Origin of the sequence: Aeromonas sp. S13(2024) (assembly GCF_041402405.1) — a bacterium.
Taxonomy (GTDB): domain Bacteria; phylum Pseudomonadota; class Gammaproteobacteria; order Enterobacterales; family Aeromonadaceae; genus Aeromonas; species Aeromonas veronii.
The window spans coordinates 139921-156692 of sequence record NZ_JBGLRA010000007.1; the positions used below are offsets into that span (position 1 = coordinate 139921).

The following is a 16772-nucleotide window of genomic DNA, read 5'->3' on the forward strand; positions in this document are numbered from 1 at the left end:
AACATGAGCCGTACTGTATTTTGCCAACGCCTGAAAAAAGAGGGCCCGGGTCTGGATTTTCAACTCTATCCCGGTGAGCTCGGCAAGCGGATTTTTGACAACATCAGCAAGGAAGCCTGGGCCGAGTGGCAGAAGAAGCAGGTGATGCTGATCAACGAGAAAAAGCTCAACATGATGAATCTTGAGCATCGCCAACTGCTGGAAAAAGAGATGGTCAGCTACCTGTTTGATGCAGGTGAAGTGCAGATCGAAGGTTACACCCCGCCTGCCCAGTAAGCTCTCCGGCTGTTGTACGTGTGAACAGGTGCGGGAATGGCGCCACACTGGCGTGACCGCTCCTGAAGTCGCAGCAAATGAATGATGGGCAGCTCTGCTGCCCGGTTTGAGGATCCTATGGGCCGAATTTTTTGGCTGCTGTGCACCCTGCTGTTTCTCTCTGCCTGCTCATCCTCCCCCAAGCCCAGCGGGAGTGAGGATGACGATCTGGTCAACGGCAAGGACATCCGCGGTTTTGAACACATGATCAGCGCGCTCTCCCATAACGTGAACGAGATATGGGGGCGGGAGGCGCTGTTTGCGGGCAAGTTTGACTACGTAAAATACACGGATCAGTACAAGAGCCGGGCCCACATCGACTTCTCCAGCGGTCACATCATGGTGGAGACGGTCTCGGGCATCGATCCCCGCGCTCACCTGCGTCGCGCCATCATCGAGACCCTGCTGACGCCGGACGATCCGGCCGAAGTGGATCTTTACTCCGACCGGGAAATTCTGACCGGCGGCGAGCCCTTCCTCTACGGTCAGGTGCTGGACAATCAGCGCCAGCCAATCCGAGCCTCCTGGCGCGCCGAGCGTTATGCCGATTACCTGCTCAACACGGCGATGAAGAAGCGCACTCTGGGTATTCGCACCATCTTCTTCGTCGATATTCCCATGGTGGCCAACCATGAAGATCGACGGGGCTACAAGTATGCGGGGATCATCCGGGAAGCGTCGCGCAAATACGGCGTGCCGGAGAGCCTGATCTATGCGGTGATCAAGACCGAGAGCAGCTTCAACCCCTATGCGGTGAGTCATGCCAACGCTTATGGCCTGATGCAGGTGATCCCGGCTACCGCCGGTCGTGACGTCTATGTTCGGGTCAAGGGCAAGAACGGCCAGCCGACCCGGGAGGAGCTGTTCAACCCGGCCTACAACATCGATGTTGGTACCGCCTATCTGCACCTGTTGCAGACCGTCTATCTGGCGGATATTCAGGACCCGCGCTCCCGTCGCTATGCGGTGATCTCCGCCTATAACGGTGGCGCTGGCGGGGTGCTCAATACCTTCTCCAGCGATCGCAAGGCGGCGCCGGGCCGGATCAACCGGCTCTCCCCCGAGGCGGTCTATCAGGTGTTGACCGAGCAGCATCCCAAAGAGGAGGCGCGCCGTTACCTCTACAAGGTCAATCAGGCCGAGAAGGGGTTCAAGAGAGCCTTTGCCAGTCGGGCCGGTTAAGCGGTGACGCTGGGTTAACCATGCAAAAGGGCACTTGATATCAAGCGCCCTTTTAACGTCTGGCCAGTTCGTCGTTGAAGTGGCCTTATTTGGCGATAAAGCCGCCCTTGGTCTGCGGGGCCGCGCCTACTTTCTCCAAGGTTTTCACTTCCACTTCAGTCTTGTTCCAGCTGTGGTCCACTTCACCACGGATACGGATCTGATCATCCGGGCCCACTTCGGTGCCACGCCACACATCCTGATCCACTTCGACCTCCACTTCACCGCTGGCATCACGGAACAGATAGTTCTCGCCGCCCAGGTACTTGACCAGTTTCCCTTCCAGGGTGGCCCAGCTGTCATCTGCCAGATCTTTCAGTTGAGCAACGGAAACCTTGTTCTGCTCTTGCGGGCCGGTATAGGCCGCCATGGCAAAAGAGGAGACAGACATCAGGGTCAACAGTCCGATTACGCTTGCGCTTGCCTTGTTCATTTCATACTCCTGTCGTTGGTATGAGTGCATTGTGCCGGGGGGGGCGTGAAACAAGCGTGAAAGAAATAGGCTGGTGTGATTGTCTGTTTTGTGAGCGCAAGCGATTTCATCGGTGGCGGAACATGTGTGATTTCATCTGGAACTGTAATCTGTCGCCTTCACCAGAAGTCAGTGGCAGCAGACTCTTCCCATGCCTGTCGCCACTCGAGGAGAAGTCCGCAGGTCTCACCTGCTTAATCGAAGAGCACAACAATATGAAAAAATGGCTTGTTTGTTTATTGGGGTTAATGGCATTGACCGCGCAAGCGGCAGAGGGACGCCAACCTTTTTCCCGGGTCGTGATGTTTGGTGACAGCCTCTCCGACACCGGCAAGATGTACAAAAAGATGCGGGGGTATCTCCCCTCCAGCCCACCTTACTTCAACGGGCGCTTCAGCAACGGCCCGGTGTGGCTGGAGCAGTTGGGTGACGAGCGTTTCCCCGGTCTGGTCGTGGCCAACGAGGCGGAAGGCGGTGCAACCGCGGTGGCCTATAACCATCTGGGCGCCCTGAACGGCTGGCTCGGTTTCTGGTCCTGGGATCCCAAATATCAGGTGATCAACAACCTCGATTACGAGATCGATCAGTTCCTGAAAAAGGACAAGTTCCGCCCCGGTGATCTGGTGGTGATCTGGGTCGGTGCCAACGACTATCTGGCCTATGGCTGGAACACCGAGCGGGATGCGGATCGGGTGATCGATACCATCCGGCTGGCATCCAACCGGTTGGTGCTCAACGGCGCGCAGCAGATCCTGCTATTCAACATTCCTGATCTGGGGCAGACCCCGTCAGCCCGCAGTATGAAGGTGGTGGAGAAGGTGCGCCATGTGGCCAGCTACCACAACCAGAAGTTGCAGAACCTAATTCGAGAGCTGGCTCCCCTTGGCATCGTGAAGCTGTTCGAAGTGGACAAGCAGTTTGATGAGATGATGCGCGATCCTCAGCTGTTCGGGCTGAGTGACACAGAACACGCTTGCTACGGTGGCGGCTATACGTGGAAGCCATTCTCCGGCAGCGCCGCCGAGGTGGCTGCGACCCCGGCTTTAAGTTTCTCCGAAAGAGTGGCTATTGCCGGTAACCCGATCCTGGCGCAGGCGGTGGTGAGCGGGCAGGCAAAAGGGCGAGCAGCGACTCTCAACTGCGATGAGCATATGTTCTGGGATCAGGTGCATCCGACCAAGACGGTACACAAGGTACTGAGCCAGCGTGTTGCTGACTTTATCGATCAGCACTACGAGTTTGTTCGTCACTGATATCGCTTCGGGCCAGCATGTTGCTGGCCTTTTTTCCCCTTTCAGCCCTCATCTGTGCGTCTTTTTGCGTCACATCTAGTTCAAATAACAAACGTTTGTTGCTGTTTTTGTAACGTGGTTGCGTTAGAGTGTTTTTTGTTAATTGATATCAGTGACTTGAAAATAGGCTAACGTTGATATGCTGCGATCGCTTTTGGGTGGTTGCACCTATAAGACGAGGTGATATCAATCAACCTCCTCCTACATAAAGTTGCAGAGGCTCAAACATGAAAAAATCATTGATTACCTTGCTGGTTACCGGCTTGCTGGCAGCCAATGCCCAGGCTGCCGGTCAGGACAACACCTGGTATGGCGGTGCCAAACTGGGTTGGTCCAACTTCTACGGCATTGATGAAAGCAATGCCCTGACCCTTGGCAATGAGACCAACGATGCCTTGGGTGCAGGCGTGTTTGGCGGTTATCAGATCAACAAGAATCTGGGACTGGAGCTGGGTTACGACTATCTGGGCAATTACAAATACGATGCCACTACGGCGGCAGGCGCTTTCAGTGATGAAGTAAAAGCGCAGCTGGCTCAACTGACCCTAAAACTGGGCTTCCCGGTTACCGATAATCTGGATCTGTATGGCCGTGTCGGTGGCGGTTATGGTTGGGCTGATACCAAGAGCGATGTCTACAAAGATGACAGCCGCTTTGTCATGGTCGGTGCACTGGGTGCCGAGTATGCATTCAACCTCGACTGGGCCGCTCGCCTGGAGTACCAGTACACCACCCCGTATGGCAGCCGCGATGATACCGGTCTGAGAATGGATAACGGCCTGCTCTCGCTGGCTGCGGTTTATCGCTTTGGTCAGGTTGCCCCTGTGGCGCCCGCCCCAGCTCCGGAACCTGCTCCTGTACCTGTGATGGTTGAGAAGCAGTTCACCCTGAGCTCCGATGTGCTGTTTGACTTCAACAAGGCGACTCTCAAGCCAGAGGCCAGTCAGGCTCTGGATAGCCTCTATAGCCAGATTGAAGAAGCACGACCCAAAGATGGCGTAGCAACCGTAATTGGGCACACCGACCGTATCGGTTCCAATGCCTACAACCAGAAGCTCTCCGAACAGCGTGCCCAGACCGTTGCCAACTATCTGGTTGGTAAAGGGATCCCGGCCGCCAAGATCAATGTGGAAGGGCGTGGTAAATCCTCACCGGTTACCGGCGACAGCTGCGTCAGCAAGTCCAAGCGTGAGCTGATCGTCTGCCTGGCTCCGGATCGCCGAGTTGATGTGAAAGTCGAAGGTGTCAGCGAGGTGCAGGAGTAATCCTTCACACTGAGCAGAGTTTCACTGGGGCTGGAATGAACATCCCCTGTCGGAGCAAGAGAGACCAAAAAGCCAGTCAGTTGATCTGACTGGCTTTTTACATTGGCATTGCGGTCGGACAAGGGACTACATCAGGAAGGGAGTGGCATCACCCGGTTGCGCCCCAGCTCCTTGGCCTTGTAGAGCAGCTTGTCGGTACGTTCGACCAGACAGTCTGCGCTCTCCTGACCGTTGAACTCGCCCACGCCAAACGAGGCTGTGATGTGGTCGATGCGGCGGCCCGATTTGCGATCCAGAATGGACATCCGCTCGATGGCGCGGCGCATGCTCTCCGCCATCTGTCTGGCCAGCGCCAGCGAGCGATGGGGGACCAGCATGGCGAACTCCTCCCCACCCAGCCGATAGGCGGTGACCCCCTCCTTGCAGGCATCGCGCAGCCGTTTGCTGAAGGCGCGCAGCACCTGATCGCCGAGCAGGTGCCCATATTCGTCGTTGAAGTTCTTGAAGCGATCGATATCGGCGAGGATCAGCGAGAAGGGGTGCTGGCTGCGGATCAACCCCTCCAGCTCCAGATCGAAGGCGCGGCGGTTGAGCAGGTTGGTGAGGGCATCCTCGTTGGCCAGCTTGCGTGTCTCGTTGAGCGCCGCCCGCAGCTCCTTGATCTCTTTCTCCGCATTGCTGAGCTGGTTGCGAAAGTGCATGGTGGACATACGCACATCCCGCGATTCACGCACCAGCTCTCGCAGGATCCCCATGGTATCTTCCAGGCTGAAGCCCTCGTCATCAATGCGGCTGAGCTTGTCAAAACTCTTGTCGAGCATCTCCTGAAACATGCCGGTATCGGAGATTGCGTCCTGCATGGAGTGGCCTAGCTCGTTGGCCATGGCGGCGAGGCTCAGTTTCATCGCCTCCATCTGCTTCTCGTCCTGAGCGGCCAGATACTGGTGATAGAGCCGCTCGCAGGTGGTGAGCGAGCAGGTTCCCTGCATTTTGACTGCCTGATCAATCGCCTGGTTGAGCTCGGGCATGCTGGCCGAGACATAGTTGTACCACAGGTGGTAATTGTCCGGCGTCGTGGGGATCTGGTACTTGATCATCAAAGGGACCGCCTGTTTGAGATAGGCGGCGGATTGGGCAAATGTGTCCTTACTCATGAGTTCTGTGTCTCATCATGCCAGCGAACTGAAGATAGTATGACAGAGAGATTGGCCAAAAGGCAGCCGATGGATGCCATTCGCCCCCCCCTCCGATATAATGGCACCGTTACCACCTACCCTAAGGCCTGCTTATGTCTCAAAAAGATCCTTTCCTCGAACGCGAGGCCGAAAAATACGATAACCCCATCGCCAGTCGCGAGTTGATCCTGGAACTCATCAAGGGCCATGAAAAGCCCATGTCCCGTGAAGAGTTGGCCAAGGTCCTCAAGCTGAAAGATGAAGAGCCGTTGGAAGCCTTGCGTCGTCGTCTGCGCGCCATGGAGCGTGATGGACAACTGGTATTCACTCGCAACCAATGTTATGCCCTGCCGGATCGCCTGAATCTGGTCAAAGGTTATGTAATCGGCCACAAGGATGGCTTCGGTTTTCTGCGTCCGGAAGGTGGTGGTCCGGATCTGTATCTGAACAACCGAGAGATGCAACGCCTGATGCATGGCGATTACGTGCTGGTGCAGCCGACCGAGATTGACCGCAAGGGTCGTCAGGAAGCGCGTCTGGTGCGCCTGCTCAAGTCCCGTGAGGCAGACATTGTCGGCCGTTACTTCGTCGAGAATGGTGTTGGTTTCGTGGTGCCGGATGACAGCCGTATCGGCCAGGACATCATCATCCCGGAAGGGGAGAACAAAGGGGCTCGTCAGAGCCAGGTCGTGGTTGTGCGGATCAATCAGCGCGCCACCTCCCGCATCAATGCCGTCGGCACCGTACTGGAAGTGCTGGGCGAGAACATGGCGCCGGGCATGGAGATCGAAATTGCCCTGCGTACCCACGGTATCCCGCACACCTGGCCGGAAGAGGTGACCAAAGAGGTTGCCGGTCTCGGCGAGCAGGTGCCGGAGAAAGCCAAAGAGGGCCGCATAGACCTGCGCGCCCTGCCGCTGGTCACCATCGACGGAGAAGACGCCCGTGACTTCGATGACGCCGTCTTCTGTGAAGCCAAGCGTGGTGGCGGCTGGCGTCTGTGGGTTGCCATTGCGGACGTTTCCGCCTACGTGAAGCCGGGCACCGCTCTCGATACCGAAGCGTATCAGCGTGGCAACTCCGTTTACTTCCCCGAGTTCGTGGTGCCCATGCTGCCGGAGGTGCTCTCCAACGGTCTGTGTTCTCTGAACCCGCAGGTTGACCGCCTCTGCATGGTGTGCGAGATGACCATCTCCGCCGCTGGCCGCATGTCCGGTTACAAGTTCTACGAAGCGGTAATGAACTCTCACGCCCGTCTGACCTACACCAAGGTGGCGGCGATCCTCGATGGCGATACCAAGCTGCGTCAGCAGTATGATCCGCTGGTGGGCCATATCGAGGAGCTCAACAACCTCTACAAGGCGCTCAAGCATGCCCGTCATCAGCGCGGTGCGGTGGAGTTCGAGAGCGAGGAGACCCGCTTCATCTTCAACGCCCAGCGTAAGATCGACCGCATCGTGCCGCTGGTGCGCAACGATGCCCACAAGATCATCGAAGAGTGCATGATCCAGGCGAACGTGGCTGCTGCTCGTTATATCGAGAAGAACGAAGCCGCCGCCCTATTCCGGGTCCACGACCGTCCGGGCGAAGAGCGTCTGACCGGTTTCCGCGATTTCCTGGCCGAACTGGGTCTGGAGCTCAAAGGCGGCCTCGAGCCCGAGCCGAAAGATTTCGCCGAGCTGGCTGCCAAGTTTGAGGGGCGCCCGGATGCGGAGCTGCTCTCCACCATGCTGCTGCGCTCCATGCGTCAGGCTATCTATCAGGCCGACAACATCGGTCACTTCGGTCTGGCGTTGAAGTCCTACGCGCACTTCACCTCGCCAATCCGTCGCTATCCCGACCTCATCCTGCACCGGGCGATCAAGTATCAGACCGCCAAGGAGCAACAGGGCAACCTGCGCCACAAGTGGACCCCGAGCGGTGGTTATCACTACCAGCTGGAAGAAGTGGACCCGATGGGCGAGCACTGCTCCATGACCGAGCGCCGTGCCGACGATGCGACCCGCGATGTGGCCGACTGGCTCAAGTGCGAGTACATGCTGGATCACGTGGGTGACGAGTTCGACGGCGTCATCGCCAGCGTCACCGGCTTTGGCTTCTTCGTGCGTCTGGCGGAGGTCCACATCGATGGTCTGGTGCACGTCAGCACCCTCACCAACGACTACTACCAGTTTGATCCCCTGCACATGCAGCTGATCGGCGAGAACTTCCGCCGTCGCTACCGTCTGGGTGACAAGGTGCGGGTCAAGGTGATGGGCGTGAACCTGGACGATCGCAAGATCGACTTCGTGATGGTGGAAGAGCCGCTCAAGGCCACCGGCAAGAATGCCAAAGAGATGGCGCGCAAGCAGGCCGAGATCAAGAAAGAGAAGGCCAAGAGCGCCCAGCGCCACGAAAAACGTAAAGAGGGCAAGGATCACGGCAAATCCGACAAGGGTGGCCGCGCCAAACCGAGCAACAGACGACCGAGCAAAAAGGCTCGCGATAAGGCCAAGAGCACTAAATGAGTACTGAACTGATCTACGGCATTCACGCTGTCACCGCGCTGCTGGAGCGCACCCCGGAGCGCTTCATCGAAGTGTGGGCCCTCAAGGGGCGGGATGACGACCGGCTGCAACCCCTGCTGGCCGAGCTGGAATCCCTCGGCCTCAAGGTGCAGAGCGTGAACCGCAAGACCCTTGATGACAAAGCGGAAGGCAACAATCACCAGGGCATCATGGCCAAGGTGATCGAAGCACCGAAGTTGGCCGAGCACGATCTGGCCAGTCTGCTGGACGAGCTAGCGGCACAACAGAGCCAGCCCTTCCTGCTGGTGCTGGATGGCGTTACTGACCCGCATAACCTCGGCGCCTGCCTGCGCAGTGCCGATGCTGCCGGGGCTCATGCGGTGATCGTGCCGCGCGACAAGGCCACGGGTCTCACCCCGATCGTGCGCAAGGTTGCCTGTGGCGCGGCCGAAGTGGTGCCGCTCATTCAGGTCACCAACCTGGCCCGCACCCTGCGCGAGCTGCAGGAGCGCGGCGTCTGGATTGTCGGCACCGCTGGCGAGGCCGATCACGACCTCTATCAGGCCAAGCTGACCGGCCCGATGGCGCTGGTGATGGGCGCCGAAGGCAAAGGCATGCGTCGTCTGACCCGCGAGCACTGCGACGAGCTGGTAAGCATCCCGATGGCGGGGGCGGTATCCAGCCTCAACGTCTCGGTGGCAACCGGCGTTTGCCTGTTTGAAGCCGTGCGTCAGCGTCGCGGTTAATCATGCTGACTGACAGACCCCCCTTCGATTGGGCGCAGGTCGCAGATAAAGAGGAGGCCGCGCGCCTCCTCTCTTTTGCCCGCCCGCTGACCCTCAGCCCGAAAAGCTGCCTCTGGCACGCCGGCGACAGCCCGGATCTGCTGGTCAGGGTGGAGCAGGGGCTGCTGCGGGCCAAGCTGGTGCTGGAGGATGGCCGCGAGTACATCAAGGAGTTCTACTGGGAGGGGGACGAGTTTCTCGACTTTCACCACCTGCTCAGTGGCGAGCCGGCCCGCTACAGTGTGGAGGCGCTGGAGCCCTGCCATCTGCAGCTGTTCCAGTTGGCCGACCTGCGCCAGCTGCCCGGCTGGCCGCGCTGGTACCAGCATCTGTTGGAGGTGCAACTGCGCATCAAGGAGGAGAAGGAGCAGTTGCTGCTGACCGGTAGCCCGCAGGCGCGTTATCAGCACTTTCTCGACAGCTTTCCCGCACTCGATGCCAGAGTGCCCGACCACCAGATCGCAGCCTATCTCGGCATTACTCCCATCAGCCTGAGCCGCATTCGCAAGCGACTGAAAGAACTTAACAAAGGTTAATGCAGGGCACTGGCGCCACGATTATGCTGGCAGGCCGAACTGATAAGGAGTTGCCGATGAACTGGATCCTGAAACCCTGGTCTGAACTGACCACTGACGAGTTGTATGAGTTGCTGGCGCTGCGGGCCGAGGTGTTCGTGGTGGAGCAGACCTGCCCCTTTCAGGATCTGGACGGGCTGGATCGCCGCGATGGGGTCTGGCACCTGCTCGGGTATCAGGGCGAGCTGCTGGCCGCCTATGCGCGGATCATGGCGCCCGGCATCGGCGATGAGAGCGGCGCCGCCATCGGCCGGGTGGTGACCTCACCCAAGGCGCGTGGCGGTGGTCTCGGTCACCAGCTGATCAGCGAGGCGGTCAAGGCGTGCGAGGCACACTGGCCGACCCACAGCATCTGGCTGGGGGCACAGGCCCATCTGCAAGGCTTCTACGGCCAACACGGTTTTGTGGCGGAAGGGGAAGGCTATCTCGAAGATGATATCCCCCATATGGGGATGCGCAGAGTGGTGGCATAACCACTCGTCAGAGTGATTCAGAATGCAGAAGGGCCATCCCGCGGGATGGCCCTTCTCTTTATCGCCAGGCGATCACTTCTTCTTTTTCTTCTTGGCGGACTTCTTCTTGTCGACCGGCTTTTTCTTCTTCACCGGTACCCGCGCTTCTTTGTGTTTAGGGCGCAGCTCGTCGATCACCCGGCGCTTGAGGCGCTCCTCGGTGTAGCGCTCGATCTTGGCGACCATCGCCATGTCGTGGGCCTCCACCAGGCTGATGGCACAGCCACGGTTGCCGGCGCGGCCGGTACGGCCGATCCGGTGGACGTAGACATCGGCGCCGTAGGGCATGTCGTAGTTGATGACATGGCTGACGTTCGGCAGGTCGATGCCGCGGGCGGCGACGTCGGTGGCGATGAGGAAGGGTACTTCCCCTTCGTGGAACTTGCGGATCGACTCGATACGCTTGCTCTGCTCCATTTCGCCACGGATCCAGGCGCAGGAGATACCCGCAGCCTGCAGCTGGCCGGAGAGCTCCGCCAGACGCTCACGAGTCTTGACGAAGATGATGGCTTTCTGGGTTTCCGGATCTTTCAGGATATGGGTCAGCAGCGCCAGCTTGTGGGCGGCGTCATCAGCCAGATGGATCCACTGGGTGATGGGGCGACGCTCGCTGCGGGGCGGCTCGGCGTGCAGCTCCACCGGATCCTTGAGGATCTCGTTGGCGAACTTCTCAAGGCCGGCCCCTTCCAGGGTGGCGGAGAAGAGCATGGTGTGCTTGCGGTAGCGCGCCTCTGCCACGATGCGGTTCACATCCTTGATGAAGCCCATGTCCAGCATGCGATCCGCTTCGTCCAGCACCAGCACCTCGATGTCGTGGCTCTCGAACTCCTCTTTCTCGATGTACTCGAGCAGACGGCCCGGGGTGGCCACCACTATGTCGGTGGTTTTGGTCAGGGCAGGCAGCTGCTCTTCATGGCTGACGCCGCCGATGATGGTCTCGATGCTGAGGTTGGTGTGAGCCGCCAGCGCCTTGGCATGGGCGGTAACCTGCAGCGCCAGCTCGCGGGTCGGGGTCAGGATCAGCATGCGGCAGGGGCCCGGCTTGCGGCGCGGGAAGTCCAGCAGGTGCTGGAGTGCCGGCAGCAGGAAGGAGGCAGTCTTGCCGGTACCGGTCGGAGCGGATGCCAGAATATCGCGGCCGTCCAGGGCTGGCTCCAGCACCATCTGCTGGATGGTGGTGGGGCGGGTGAATCCCATCTCGGCCAAGGCCCGGTTGAGGGCTGGGTGCAGGTCGAAATCATCAAAGGACTGGCTCATGGCAATACTCGGTCATTAAGGAAACGGCAGATTATAGGCGATTATCTCGTCGGCTCCTATTGGTGAGTGTGTCTTAGCCGCTATAATCGCCCACCATTTTTGCAGATGACGGGGGCCAGATGGGACGTAGTCGCGGATTTACCTTCAAACAGTTCCATATCAATCACGATCGCTGCGCCATGAAGGTGGGCACCGATGGCATTTTGCTCGGAGCCTGGGCGCCGGTCGAACAGGCGCGTCGAGTGCTCGATATCGGCACCGGCAGCGGCCTGATCGCCCTGATGCTGGCCCAACGCAGCAGATCTGACTGCCGTCTTGATGCGGTCGAGCTGGATATTAATGCGGCCAGTCAGGCGCGGGAGAATGCGGCTGCTTCTCCCTGGGCCGATCGGGTGACCGTCATAGAGAGTGCCATTCAGGATTATCAGGCCGCCCCTTACGATCTTGTCGTCTCCAACCCTCCCTATTTCGTGGCAGGCCAGTCATTTAGCGATCCGGCGCGGGCGTTGGCCCGCCATACCGGCGCCCTCGACAGCCACGCATTACTGGCGGCCTGCAATCGTTTGCTGAGCCCGAACGGGCAGGTAGCGCTGGTGCTGCCAACGGCGATGGCCGATGAAATTTTATGCATTTCGGCGAATTATGATCTGCATGGCATTTGTTATACAGCTGTTATCACCAGAGAGGGTAAAGAGGCAAATCGTGTTTTATTGCTACTTGGCAGAGGATTAAACAGGTGTGAGAGGGGTGAAATTGTGATCCATTCTGCTGATGGGGCCTATTCCGACAGATATATCCAACTGACCAATCCCTTCTATTTGAAGATGTAAATTTCGTCTTGAACTATTTTTTCACGCCATTATGCTGGTTCCAGATCGAGCGCCCGCTCCAGACCAGCTAAAACCACTGGTTGCGATGAAAAAACATGCGGGGCTCTTTTTTTATACCCCCTGAACACACCCGGTCAGCGACCGATAAAAACTATAACAAGCAATAATTTACAAGACAGACGAGGTTGAACTTGACGAAATCACTCACATTGTCCGATGTACTCGGATTAGGGTTTATGACCTTCGCCTTCTACCTGGGCGCCGGTAACATCATTTTCCCGCCGTTGGCCGGTTACATGGCTGGTGAGCACCTCTCCCTGGCGATGTTTGGCTTCCTGGTCACTGCCGTGGGCCTGCCTCTGGTGACCATTCTGGCCGTGGCGAAAGCCGGTAACGGCTGGGCTGGCATGACCAAGCTGCTGCCTGCCGGTGTCGCGACTGCGCTGGCCGTTGCCATCTATATCATCATAGGCCCGGCCTTTGCCGCGCCCCGTACCGGTCTGGTTGCCTACGAGATGGGCCTCAAGCCGTTCATCGGTGACATGGGGCAGGCGGGTCTGGCGGCCTATACCGTGATCTTCTTTGGTGTGGCCATTCTGGTCTCCATGAACCAGGGCAAGCTGATGGACGCCATCGGCAAATACCTGACTCCGGTACTGATGCTGCTGCTGCTGACTCTGGCGATCGGTGTATTCGTAGCACCGCAAGGCTCCATGCCTGATGCGTCCGGTGACTATCAGAACAGCCCCTTCGTGAAAGGGATCCTGGAAGGCTACAACACCATGGACACCCTGGCGTCCCTGATGTTTGGCGCCCTGATCGTCGATCTGCTGCGCCAGAAAGGCATCAACGATTACAAGAGCCAGTTCAAGTATCTGGCCATTGCTGGCCTTATCTCTGCCGTTGGTCTGAGCGTGGTGTACGTCTCCCTGTTCCAGCTGGGTAACACTGCCGCCGGTGTGGCGACCGATGTCAGCAACGGTGGCGCCATCGTCAACGCCTACGTACTGAGCCTGTTTGGTCAGCCGGGTCAGTTCATTCTGGCGGCCATCATCACTCTGGCGTGCTTTACCACTGCAGTCGGTCTGATCTCCGCCTGTTCCGATTTCTTCCACAATCTGACCGGTATGGCTTACAAGAAGCTGGTGGTGTTGCTGGGCGTTATCTGTGCCGTGGTGGCCAACGTGGGCCTGAGCCAGCTGATCAGCCTCTCCATTCCGGTGCTGGTTGCCATCTATCCCGTTGCCGTGGCGCTGGTACTGGTCACCTTCCTGAAGGGTTACTTCGGCCGTCCCCGTCTGGTGTTCCGTGGCGTGTTGATGGTTGCCTTCCTGTTCGGTTGCCTGGATGGTCTGGGTGCTGCCGGTATGAAGATGGATGCGTTTGCCTTCCTGCCACTGTTCGACAAGGGCCTCGCCTGGCTGATGCCGACCCTGCTGGCCTGCGTAGTTGGCGTGATGGTGCGTCCGACCGAGATGGCTGCCGAAGCAGCCTGATCACTCTCGATCTGATATTGCCAAGAGCCTGCCCCGTGCAGGCTCTTTTGTTTTCTGTGAGCCTCGCTTCTCGCCTCGCTTTACACTGCCGTAGTTGTCCCCGTGCTCAGATAGCATCTGAGCAGCCGTATCTTGCCGCTATAACCCGTTCCCCTCTTCTTGCCTCCCATACGCCAGGTGTGACACCTGTTTATGGAGCGCCGAGTTGTTCGGCGATTAATTCCTCAGCAGTAAATTGTTTCAAGATATTAATTGGTGATTGAGATCGAACTCCTCTTCTTTATGCTAAAGGTGGTGCGCCTCATCCGGTCCGCGGGCCGTGTGGGGGCGAGAGGTATTGTTACCGGTTATCTGCCAGGCAGTGGGTGCAATCAATAACAAGCTGATAAGGCAGATGAGGTTGAGTTTGACGAAATCATTGAAGTTGTCCGACGTATTCGGATTGGGGTTTATGACGTTTGCCTTCTATCTGGGGGCAGGCAATATCATTTTTCCGCCGCTGGCCGGTTTTATGGCTGGTGAGCATCTGCTGGCCGCCATGTGCGGCTTTTTGCTAACGGCAGTGGGCTTGCCGCTGATCACCCTGATTGCGGTGGCCAAGGGGAGCTCGGGGGGCGGCGCGAGTGGCTGGACCGGAATGACTCGCTATCTGCCCGCCGGGGCGGCGACGGCGCTGGCCATCGCCATCTATATCATCATGGGGCCCGCCTTTGCCATTCCCCGCACCGGTCTGGTCGCCTACGAGATGGGGCTCAAGCCCTGGCTTGGCGATGCCGGTCATGCGGGGCTGCGGATCTATACCCTGAGTTTCTTTACGCTGGTGATCCTGGTGGCGCTCGATCGGGGCAAGCTCCTTGATGCGGTCGGCAAGTATCTGACCCCAGCCCTGATGGCGATGCTGCTCATTCTGGCGGTCGGGGTCTTTATGACGCCGCAGGGCATCATGCCTGATGCCAGCGGTGAGTACATAGATGCAGCCCTGACCAAAGGAATGCTGGAGGGGTACAACACCATGGACACCCTTGCCTCCCTGATGTTTGGAGCCCTGATCATCGGGTTGCTGCGCCAGAAGGGGATCGAGGATTATCGCAGCCAGTTCAAATATCTGACCATCGCAGGCTTGATCTCGGCGGTCGGGCTGTCGGCGGTGTATGTCTCGCTCTTTCAGCTGGGCAACAGCGCCGGTGGGGTCGCAAGCGATATCAGTAATGGCGGCGCCATCGTCAATGCCTACGTCCTGAGCCTGTTTGGCCAACCGGGTCAGTTTATTCTGGCTGCCATCATCACCCTGGCCTGTTTTACCAGTGCTGTCGGCCTGCTTTGTGCCGGTGCAGACTACTTCCATGGCCTGACAGGTTGGGCCTATCGCAACTGGGTGATCCTGCTGGGGGCGCTCTGTGCAGTGGTGGCCAATGTGGGGTTGAGCGAGCTGATTGGCCTCTCGATTCCGGTGCTGGTGGCCATTTATCCGGTCGCCATCGCGCTGGTGCTGCTCACCTTCCTCAAGGGGTGGTTTGCCCATCCACGGCGGGTGTTTCGCGGCGTGCTGGCGGTCGCCTTTCTGTTTGGCTGTCTGGATGGGCTGCGAGCTGCCGGTATGAAGATGGATGCGTTTGCTTTCCTGCCGCTGTTCGACAATGGCCTTGCCTGGCTGATGCCGACCCTGCTGGCTTGCGTGGTAGGGATGGTGGTTCGCCCGCCCGAGAAGCTGGCTGCCGAGGCGGCTTGATTCAGAAACAACGAGATAGCAAAGAGGCCAGCAACTGCTGGCCTCTTCTGTTTCTGCCGGATCCGTTACCGGATCAGATTTGCGGGCCTTTCGGCTTGGGTTTGCCCTCCAGACCATACCAGTGGGTTTCTACCCGTCCGGCATGCCACTCGAAGGTGCCCCAGGGCTGCTTGGCTTCCCAGCGCGGGAAGTTGATGAGCACCCGGTTATCTTCGTACTTGTAGAGGGAGGTGCTGATCTGAATGTCCGACAGGATCAACAGCAGGGCCCAGCAGATGAAAATCCATTTCAATGCTTTCCACATAGGGTTACTCGAAGCAGATTTCGATAGTGGCGCGACCGAAATCCGATTCGAACGGCATCATGATCTTGGTGCCATCGGCACGGTGGGTAATGGTGTGGTTGGGACCGGAGACGATGATGGGGGTCGCCATGTCAAACTCGTAGCCCTTCTCGCCCAGCATCCGCTTGGCACCGCCGGTCACCATGTTGGTGATTTCACCGACCATGTCGGTCACCTCTTCGTTGATGTTGGCGGGAGCTTCCCCCAGCATGCGGCGCATGATCTCCAGTGCCAGCCCCTTCTCGAAGCTGATGGAGAGGGAACCACGGGTCTGCGGGCCGACCATGCCAATAAGGCCGGAGACGTCGCCGCGCGCCAGCTCATCCATCTTGCGTTTCGGTTTGCCCGGTTTGAGTTCCAGCTGTGCCATGGTCGAGAGCACATTGAGCAGGGATAGCAGGAACGGATTTACAAAATCAGCCTTCATGATGACTTCCTACAGTGGGCGTACAACGGGCACATTGGCCATGTGCCTCTATCGTCTTATTGGTAATAGTAAAACCATGCAAGTGGGCCTGCTCGGAAAACGCGCTATCGATCGCCGTATCGTGAAGCTCGACCACATCCCCGCACTCGTCGCAGATCAACAACTGCATCGGGTGAGCGTGATCGAAGTGGCAGCAGAAGATAAACGCGTTGAGAGATTCCACCTTGTGAGCAAAGCCCTGTTCGAGCAAAAAATCGAGTGCCCGGTAGACGGTTGGCGGCTTGGCATTGGCTTCGGTTTGTTGCAGCTGGGCCAACAAATCATAGGCGCTGATGGCGTTGCCGTGTGCCGCCAGCAGGCGAAATACCTGACGTCGGGTCGGGGTGAAGCGGATCCCTCGCTGTATACAGAGTCGCTCGGCTCGTTGTAAAAGTTGGTCTTGATTCATGATCGCGCAGATACCCTTTCTATTAGCCGGATACTATCACAGGGCCTCGCATGGCGCGGCGACAAAATTCATTTTCTGGGGCTGCTTCACGTTGTGATAAAATCCGCCCCTTTCTTTAGCCAA

The 16772-nt window shown here is 58.3% G+C and carries 17 protein-coding genes; 11 read left to right on the forward strand and 6 right to left on the reverse strand.

Annotation, left to right across the window (positions count from 1 at the left end):
• The first annotated feature begins 3 nt into the window (after positions 1 to 3).
• Together ACB042_RS11875 and mltC are read left to right on the forward strand one after the other, a co-directional pair.
• Positions 4 to 276, forward strand: coding sequence for an oxidative damage protection protein (locus ACB042_RS11875; protein WP_005335828.1), 273 nt, complete (start codon positions 4 to 6; stop codon positions 274 to 276).
• Between the two features lie 117 nt (positions 277 to 393).
• A complete protein-coding gene (mltC, locus tag ACB042_RS11880; protein ID WP_005354839.1) occupies positions 394 to 1497 on the forward strand; it encodes a membrane-bound lytic murein transglycosylase MltC in 1104 nt (367 codons plus the stop codon).
• Positions 1498 to 1582: 85 nt separating this feature from the next.
• Here the strand turns inward: mltC and ACB042_RS11885 are convergent, their stop codons facing one another.
• Positions 1583 to 1969, reverse strand: coding sequence for a YgiW/YdeI family stress tolerance OB fold protein (locus ACB042_RS11885; protein ID WP_371178466.1), 387 nt, complete (start codon positions 1967 to 1969; stop codon positions 1583 to 1585).
• Positions 1970 to 2223: 254 nt separating this feature from the next.
• On the opposite strand from ACB042_RS11885, the gene ACB042_RS11890 reads away from it, so the two are divergent.
• Both ACB042_RS11890 and ompA read left to right on the forward strand, forming a co-directional pair.
• A complete protein-coding gene (locus ACB042_RS11890; RefSeq protein WP_371178467.1) occupies positions 2224 to 3261 on the forward strand; it encodes an SGNH/GDSL hydrolase family protein in 1038 nt (345 codons plus the stop codon).
• A 266-nt stretch (positions 3262 to 3527) separates the two neighbouring features.
• Positions 3528 to 4565, forward strand: coding sequence for a porin OmpA (gene ompA, locus ACB042_RS11895; protein ID WP_371178468.1), 1038 nt, complete (start codon positions 3528 to 3530; stop codon positions 4563 to 4565).
• A gap of 131 nt (positions 4566 to 4696) precedes the next feature.
• Here ompA and ACB042_RS11900 read toward each other — a convergent pair whose 3' ends face one another.
• Complete coding sequence (locus ACB042_RS11900; RefSeq protein ID WP_019445736.1) at positions 4697 to 5719, reverse strand: GGDEF domain-containing protein; 1023 nt, start codon at positions 5717 to 5719, stop codon at positions 4697 to 4699.
• 134 nt (positions 5720 to 5853) lie between these two features.
• Here ACB042_RS11900 and rnr point away from each other — a divergent pair, with 134 nt between their 5' ends.
• From rnr to ACB042_RS11920, 4 genes are read left to right on the forward strand one after another with little or no spacing between them, the layout of a single operon-like run.
• Positions 5854 to 8247, forward strand: a complete 2394-nt coding sequence (gene rnr, locus ACB042_RS11905; RefSeq protein ID WP_371178469.1) for a ribonuclease R — start codon at positions 5854 to 5856, stop codon at positions 8245 to 8247.
• Complete coding sequence (rlmB, locus tag ACB042_RS11910) at positions 8244 to 8993, forward strand: 23S rRNA (guanosine(2251)-2'-O)-methyltransferase RlmB (RefSeq protein ID WP_216950144.1); 750 nt, start codon at positions 8244 to 8246, stop codon at positions 8991 to 8993. Before rnr ends, rlmB begins: the two co-directional genes overlap by 4 nt.
• A gap of 2 nt (positions 8994 to 8995) precedes the next feature.
• Positions 8996 to 9568: a Crp/Fnr family transcriptional regulator gene (locus tag ACB042_RS11915; protein ID WP_371178470.1), complete on the forward strand. Its 573-nt coding sequence runs from the start codon at positions 8996 to 8998 to the stop codon at positions 9566 to 9568.
• A 56-nt stretch (positions 9569 to 9624) separates the two neighbouring features.
• The gene (locus ACB042_RS11920; protein WP_371178471.1) at positions 9625 to 10080 is read left to right on the forward strand and encodes a GNAT family N-acetyltransferase; all 456 of its coding nucleotides are present in this window, start codon (positions 9625 to 9627) and stop codon (positions 10078 to 10080) included.
• Positions 10081 to 10152: 72 nt separating this feature from the next.
• Here ACB042_RS11920 and srmB read toward each other — a convergent pair whose 3' ends face one another.
• Positions 10153 to 11376, reverse strand: a complete 1224-nt coding sequence (gene srmB, locus ACB042_RS11925) for an ATP-dependent RNA helicase SrmB (protein WP_005343175.1) — start codon at positions 11374 to 11376, stop codon at positions 10153 to 10155.
• Between the two features lie 119 nt (positions 11377 to 11495).
• Between srmB and ACB042_RS11930 the strand changes: the two genes are divergently transcribed.
• The 3 genes from ACB042_RS11930 to brnQ (ACB042_RS11940) all read left to right on the forward strand — a co-directional run bounded on the left by ACB042_RS11930 (position 11496) and on the right by brnQ (ACB042_RS11940) (position 15431).
• On the forward strand, positions 11496 to 12206 hold the full coding sequence (locus ACB042_RS11930; RefSeq protein ID WP_005363026.1) for a tRNA1(Val) (adenine(37)-N6)-methyltransferase: 711 nt from the start codon (positions 11496 to 11498) through the stop codon (positions 12204 to 12206).
• Between the two features lie 191 nt (positions 12207 to 12397).
• Positions 12398 to 13702 carry a branched-chain amino acid transport system II carrier protein gene (gene brnQ / locus ACB042_RS11935; RefSeq protein ID WP_005335813.1) on the forward strand — a complete coding sequence of 435 codons (1305 nt, stop codon included), beginning with the start codon at positions 12398 to 12400 and terminating at the stop codon, positions 13700 to 13702.
• Between the two features lie 451 nt (positions 13703 to 14153).
• A complete protein-coding gene (gene brnQ / locus ACB042_RS11940; protein ID WP_371178479.1) occupies positions 14154 to 15431 on the forward strand; it encodes a branched-chain amino acid transport system II carrier protein in 1278 nt (425 codons plus the stop codon).
• A gap of 73 nt (positions 15432 to 15504) precedes the next feature.
• On the opposite strand, the gene ACB042_RS11945 is transcribed toward brnQ (ACB042_RS11940), so the two are convergent.
• The 3 genes from ACB042_RS11945 to zur are packed head-to-tail and all read right to left on the reverse strand — an operon-like array spanning position 15505 to position 16649.
• On the reverse strand, positions 15505 to 15735 hold the full coding sequence (locus tag ACB042_RS11945; RefSeq protein ID WP_005335809.1) for a hypothetical protein: 231 nt from the start codon (positions 15733 to 15735) through the stop codon (positions 15505 to 15507).
• A 4-nt stretch (positions 15736 to 15739) separates the two neighbouring features.
• Positions 15740 to 16201, reverse strand: coding sequence for a chemotaxis protein CheX (locus ACB042_RS11950; protein WP_005335807.1), 462 nt, complete (start codon positions 16199 to 16201; stop codon positions 15740 to 15742).
• Positions 16191 to 16649: a zinc uptake transcriptional repressor Zur gene (gene zur, locus ACB042_RS11955; RefSeq protein ID WP_005335805.1), complete on the reverse strand. Its 459-nt coding sequence runs from the start codon at positions 16647 to 16649 to the stop codon at positions 16191 to 16193. The genes ACB042_RS11950 and zur overlap by 11 nt, the downstream gene beginning before the upstream one ends.
• Between the last annotated feature and the right edge of the window lie 123 nt (positions 16650 to 16772).

Excerpts from the sequence above, each read along its gene's own strand:
- mltC (WP_005354839.1), top strand. The coding sequence starts at position 394 with ATGGGCCGAATTTTTTGGCTGCTGTGCACCCTGCTGTTTCTCTCTGCC.
- ACB042_RS11930 (WP_005363026.1), top strand. The coding sequence starts at position 11,496 with ATGGGACGTAGTCGCGGATTTACCTTCAAACAGTTCCATATCAATCAC.
- ACB042_RS11875 (WP_005335828.1), top strand. The coding sequence starts at position 4 with ATGAGCCGTACTGTATTTTGCCAACGCCTGAAAAAAGAGGGCCCGGGT.
- ACB042_RS11920 (WP_371178471.1), top strand. The coding sequence starts at position 9,625 with ATGAACTGGATCCTGAAACCCTGGTCTGAACTGACCACTGACGAGTTG.
- ACB042_RS11915 (WP_371178470.1), top strand. The coding sequence starts at position 8,996 with ATGCTGACTGACAGACCCCCCTTCGATTGGGCGCAGGTCGCAGATAAA.
- rnr (WP_371178469.1), top strand. The coding sequence starts at position 5,854 with ATGTCTCAAAAAGATCCTTTCCTCGAACGCGAGGCCGAAAAATACGAT.
- ompA (WP_371178468.1), top strand. The coding sequence starts at position 3,528 with ATGAAAAAATCATTGATTACCTTGCTGGTTACCGGCTTGCTGGCAGCC.
- rlmB (WP_216950144.1), top strand. The coding sequence starts at position 8,244 with ATGAGTACTGAACTGATCTACGGCATTCACGCTGTCACCGCGCTGCTG.
- ACB042_RS11900 (WP_019445736.1), bottom strand. The coding sequence starts at position 5,719 with ATGAGTAAGGACACATTTGCCCAATCCGCCGCCTATCTCAAACAGGCG.
- ACB042_RS11950 (WP_005335807.1), bottom strand. The coding sequence starts at position 16,201 with ATGAAGGCTGATTTTGTAAATCCGTTCCTGCTATCCCTGCTCAATGTG.
- brnQ (WP_371178479.1), top strand. The coding sequence starts at position 14,154 with ATGACGTTTGCCTTCTATCTGGGGGCAGGCAATATCATTTTTCCGCCG.
- ACB042_RS11945 (WP_005335809.1), bottom strand. The coding sequence starts at position 15,735 with ATGTGGAAAGCATTGAAATGGATTTTCATCTGCTGGGCCCTGCTGTTG.
- ACB042_RS11890 (WP_371178467.1), top strand. The coding sequence starts at position 2,224 with ATGAAAAAATGGCTTGTTTGTTTATTGGGGTTAATGGCATTGACCGCG.
- srmB (WP_005343175.1), bottom strand. The coding sequence starts at position 11,376 with ATGAGCCAGTCCTTTGATGATTTCGACCTGCACCCAGCCCTCAACCGG.
- ACB042_RS11885 (WP_371178466.1), bottom strand. The coding sequence starts at position 1,969 with ATGAACAAGGCAAGCGCAAGCGTAATCGGACTGTTGACCCTGATGTCT.
- zur (WP_005335805.1), bottom strand. The coding sequence starts at position 16,649 with ATGAATCAAGACCAACTTTTACAACGAGCCGAGCGACTCTGTATACAG.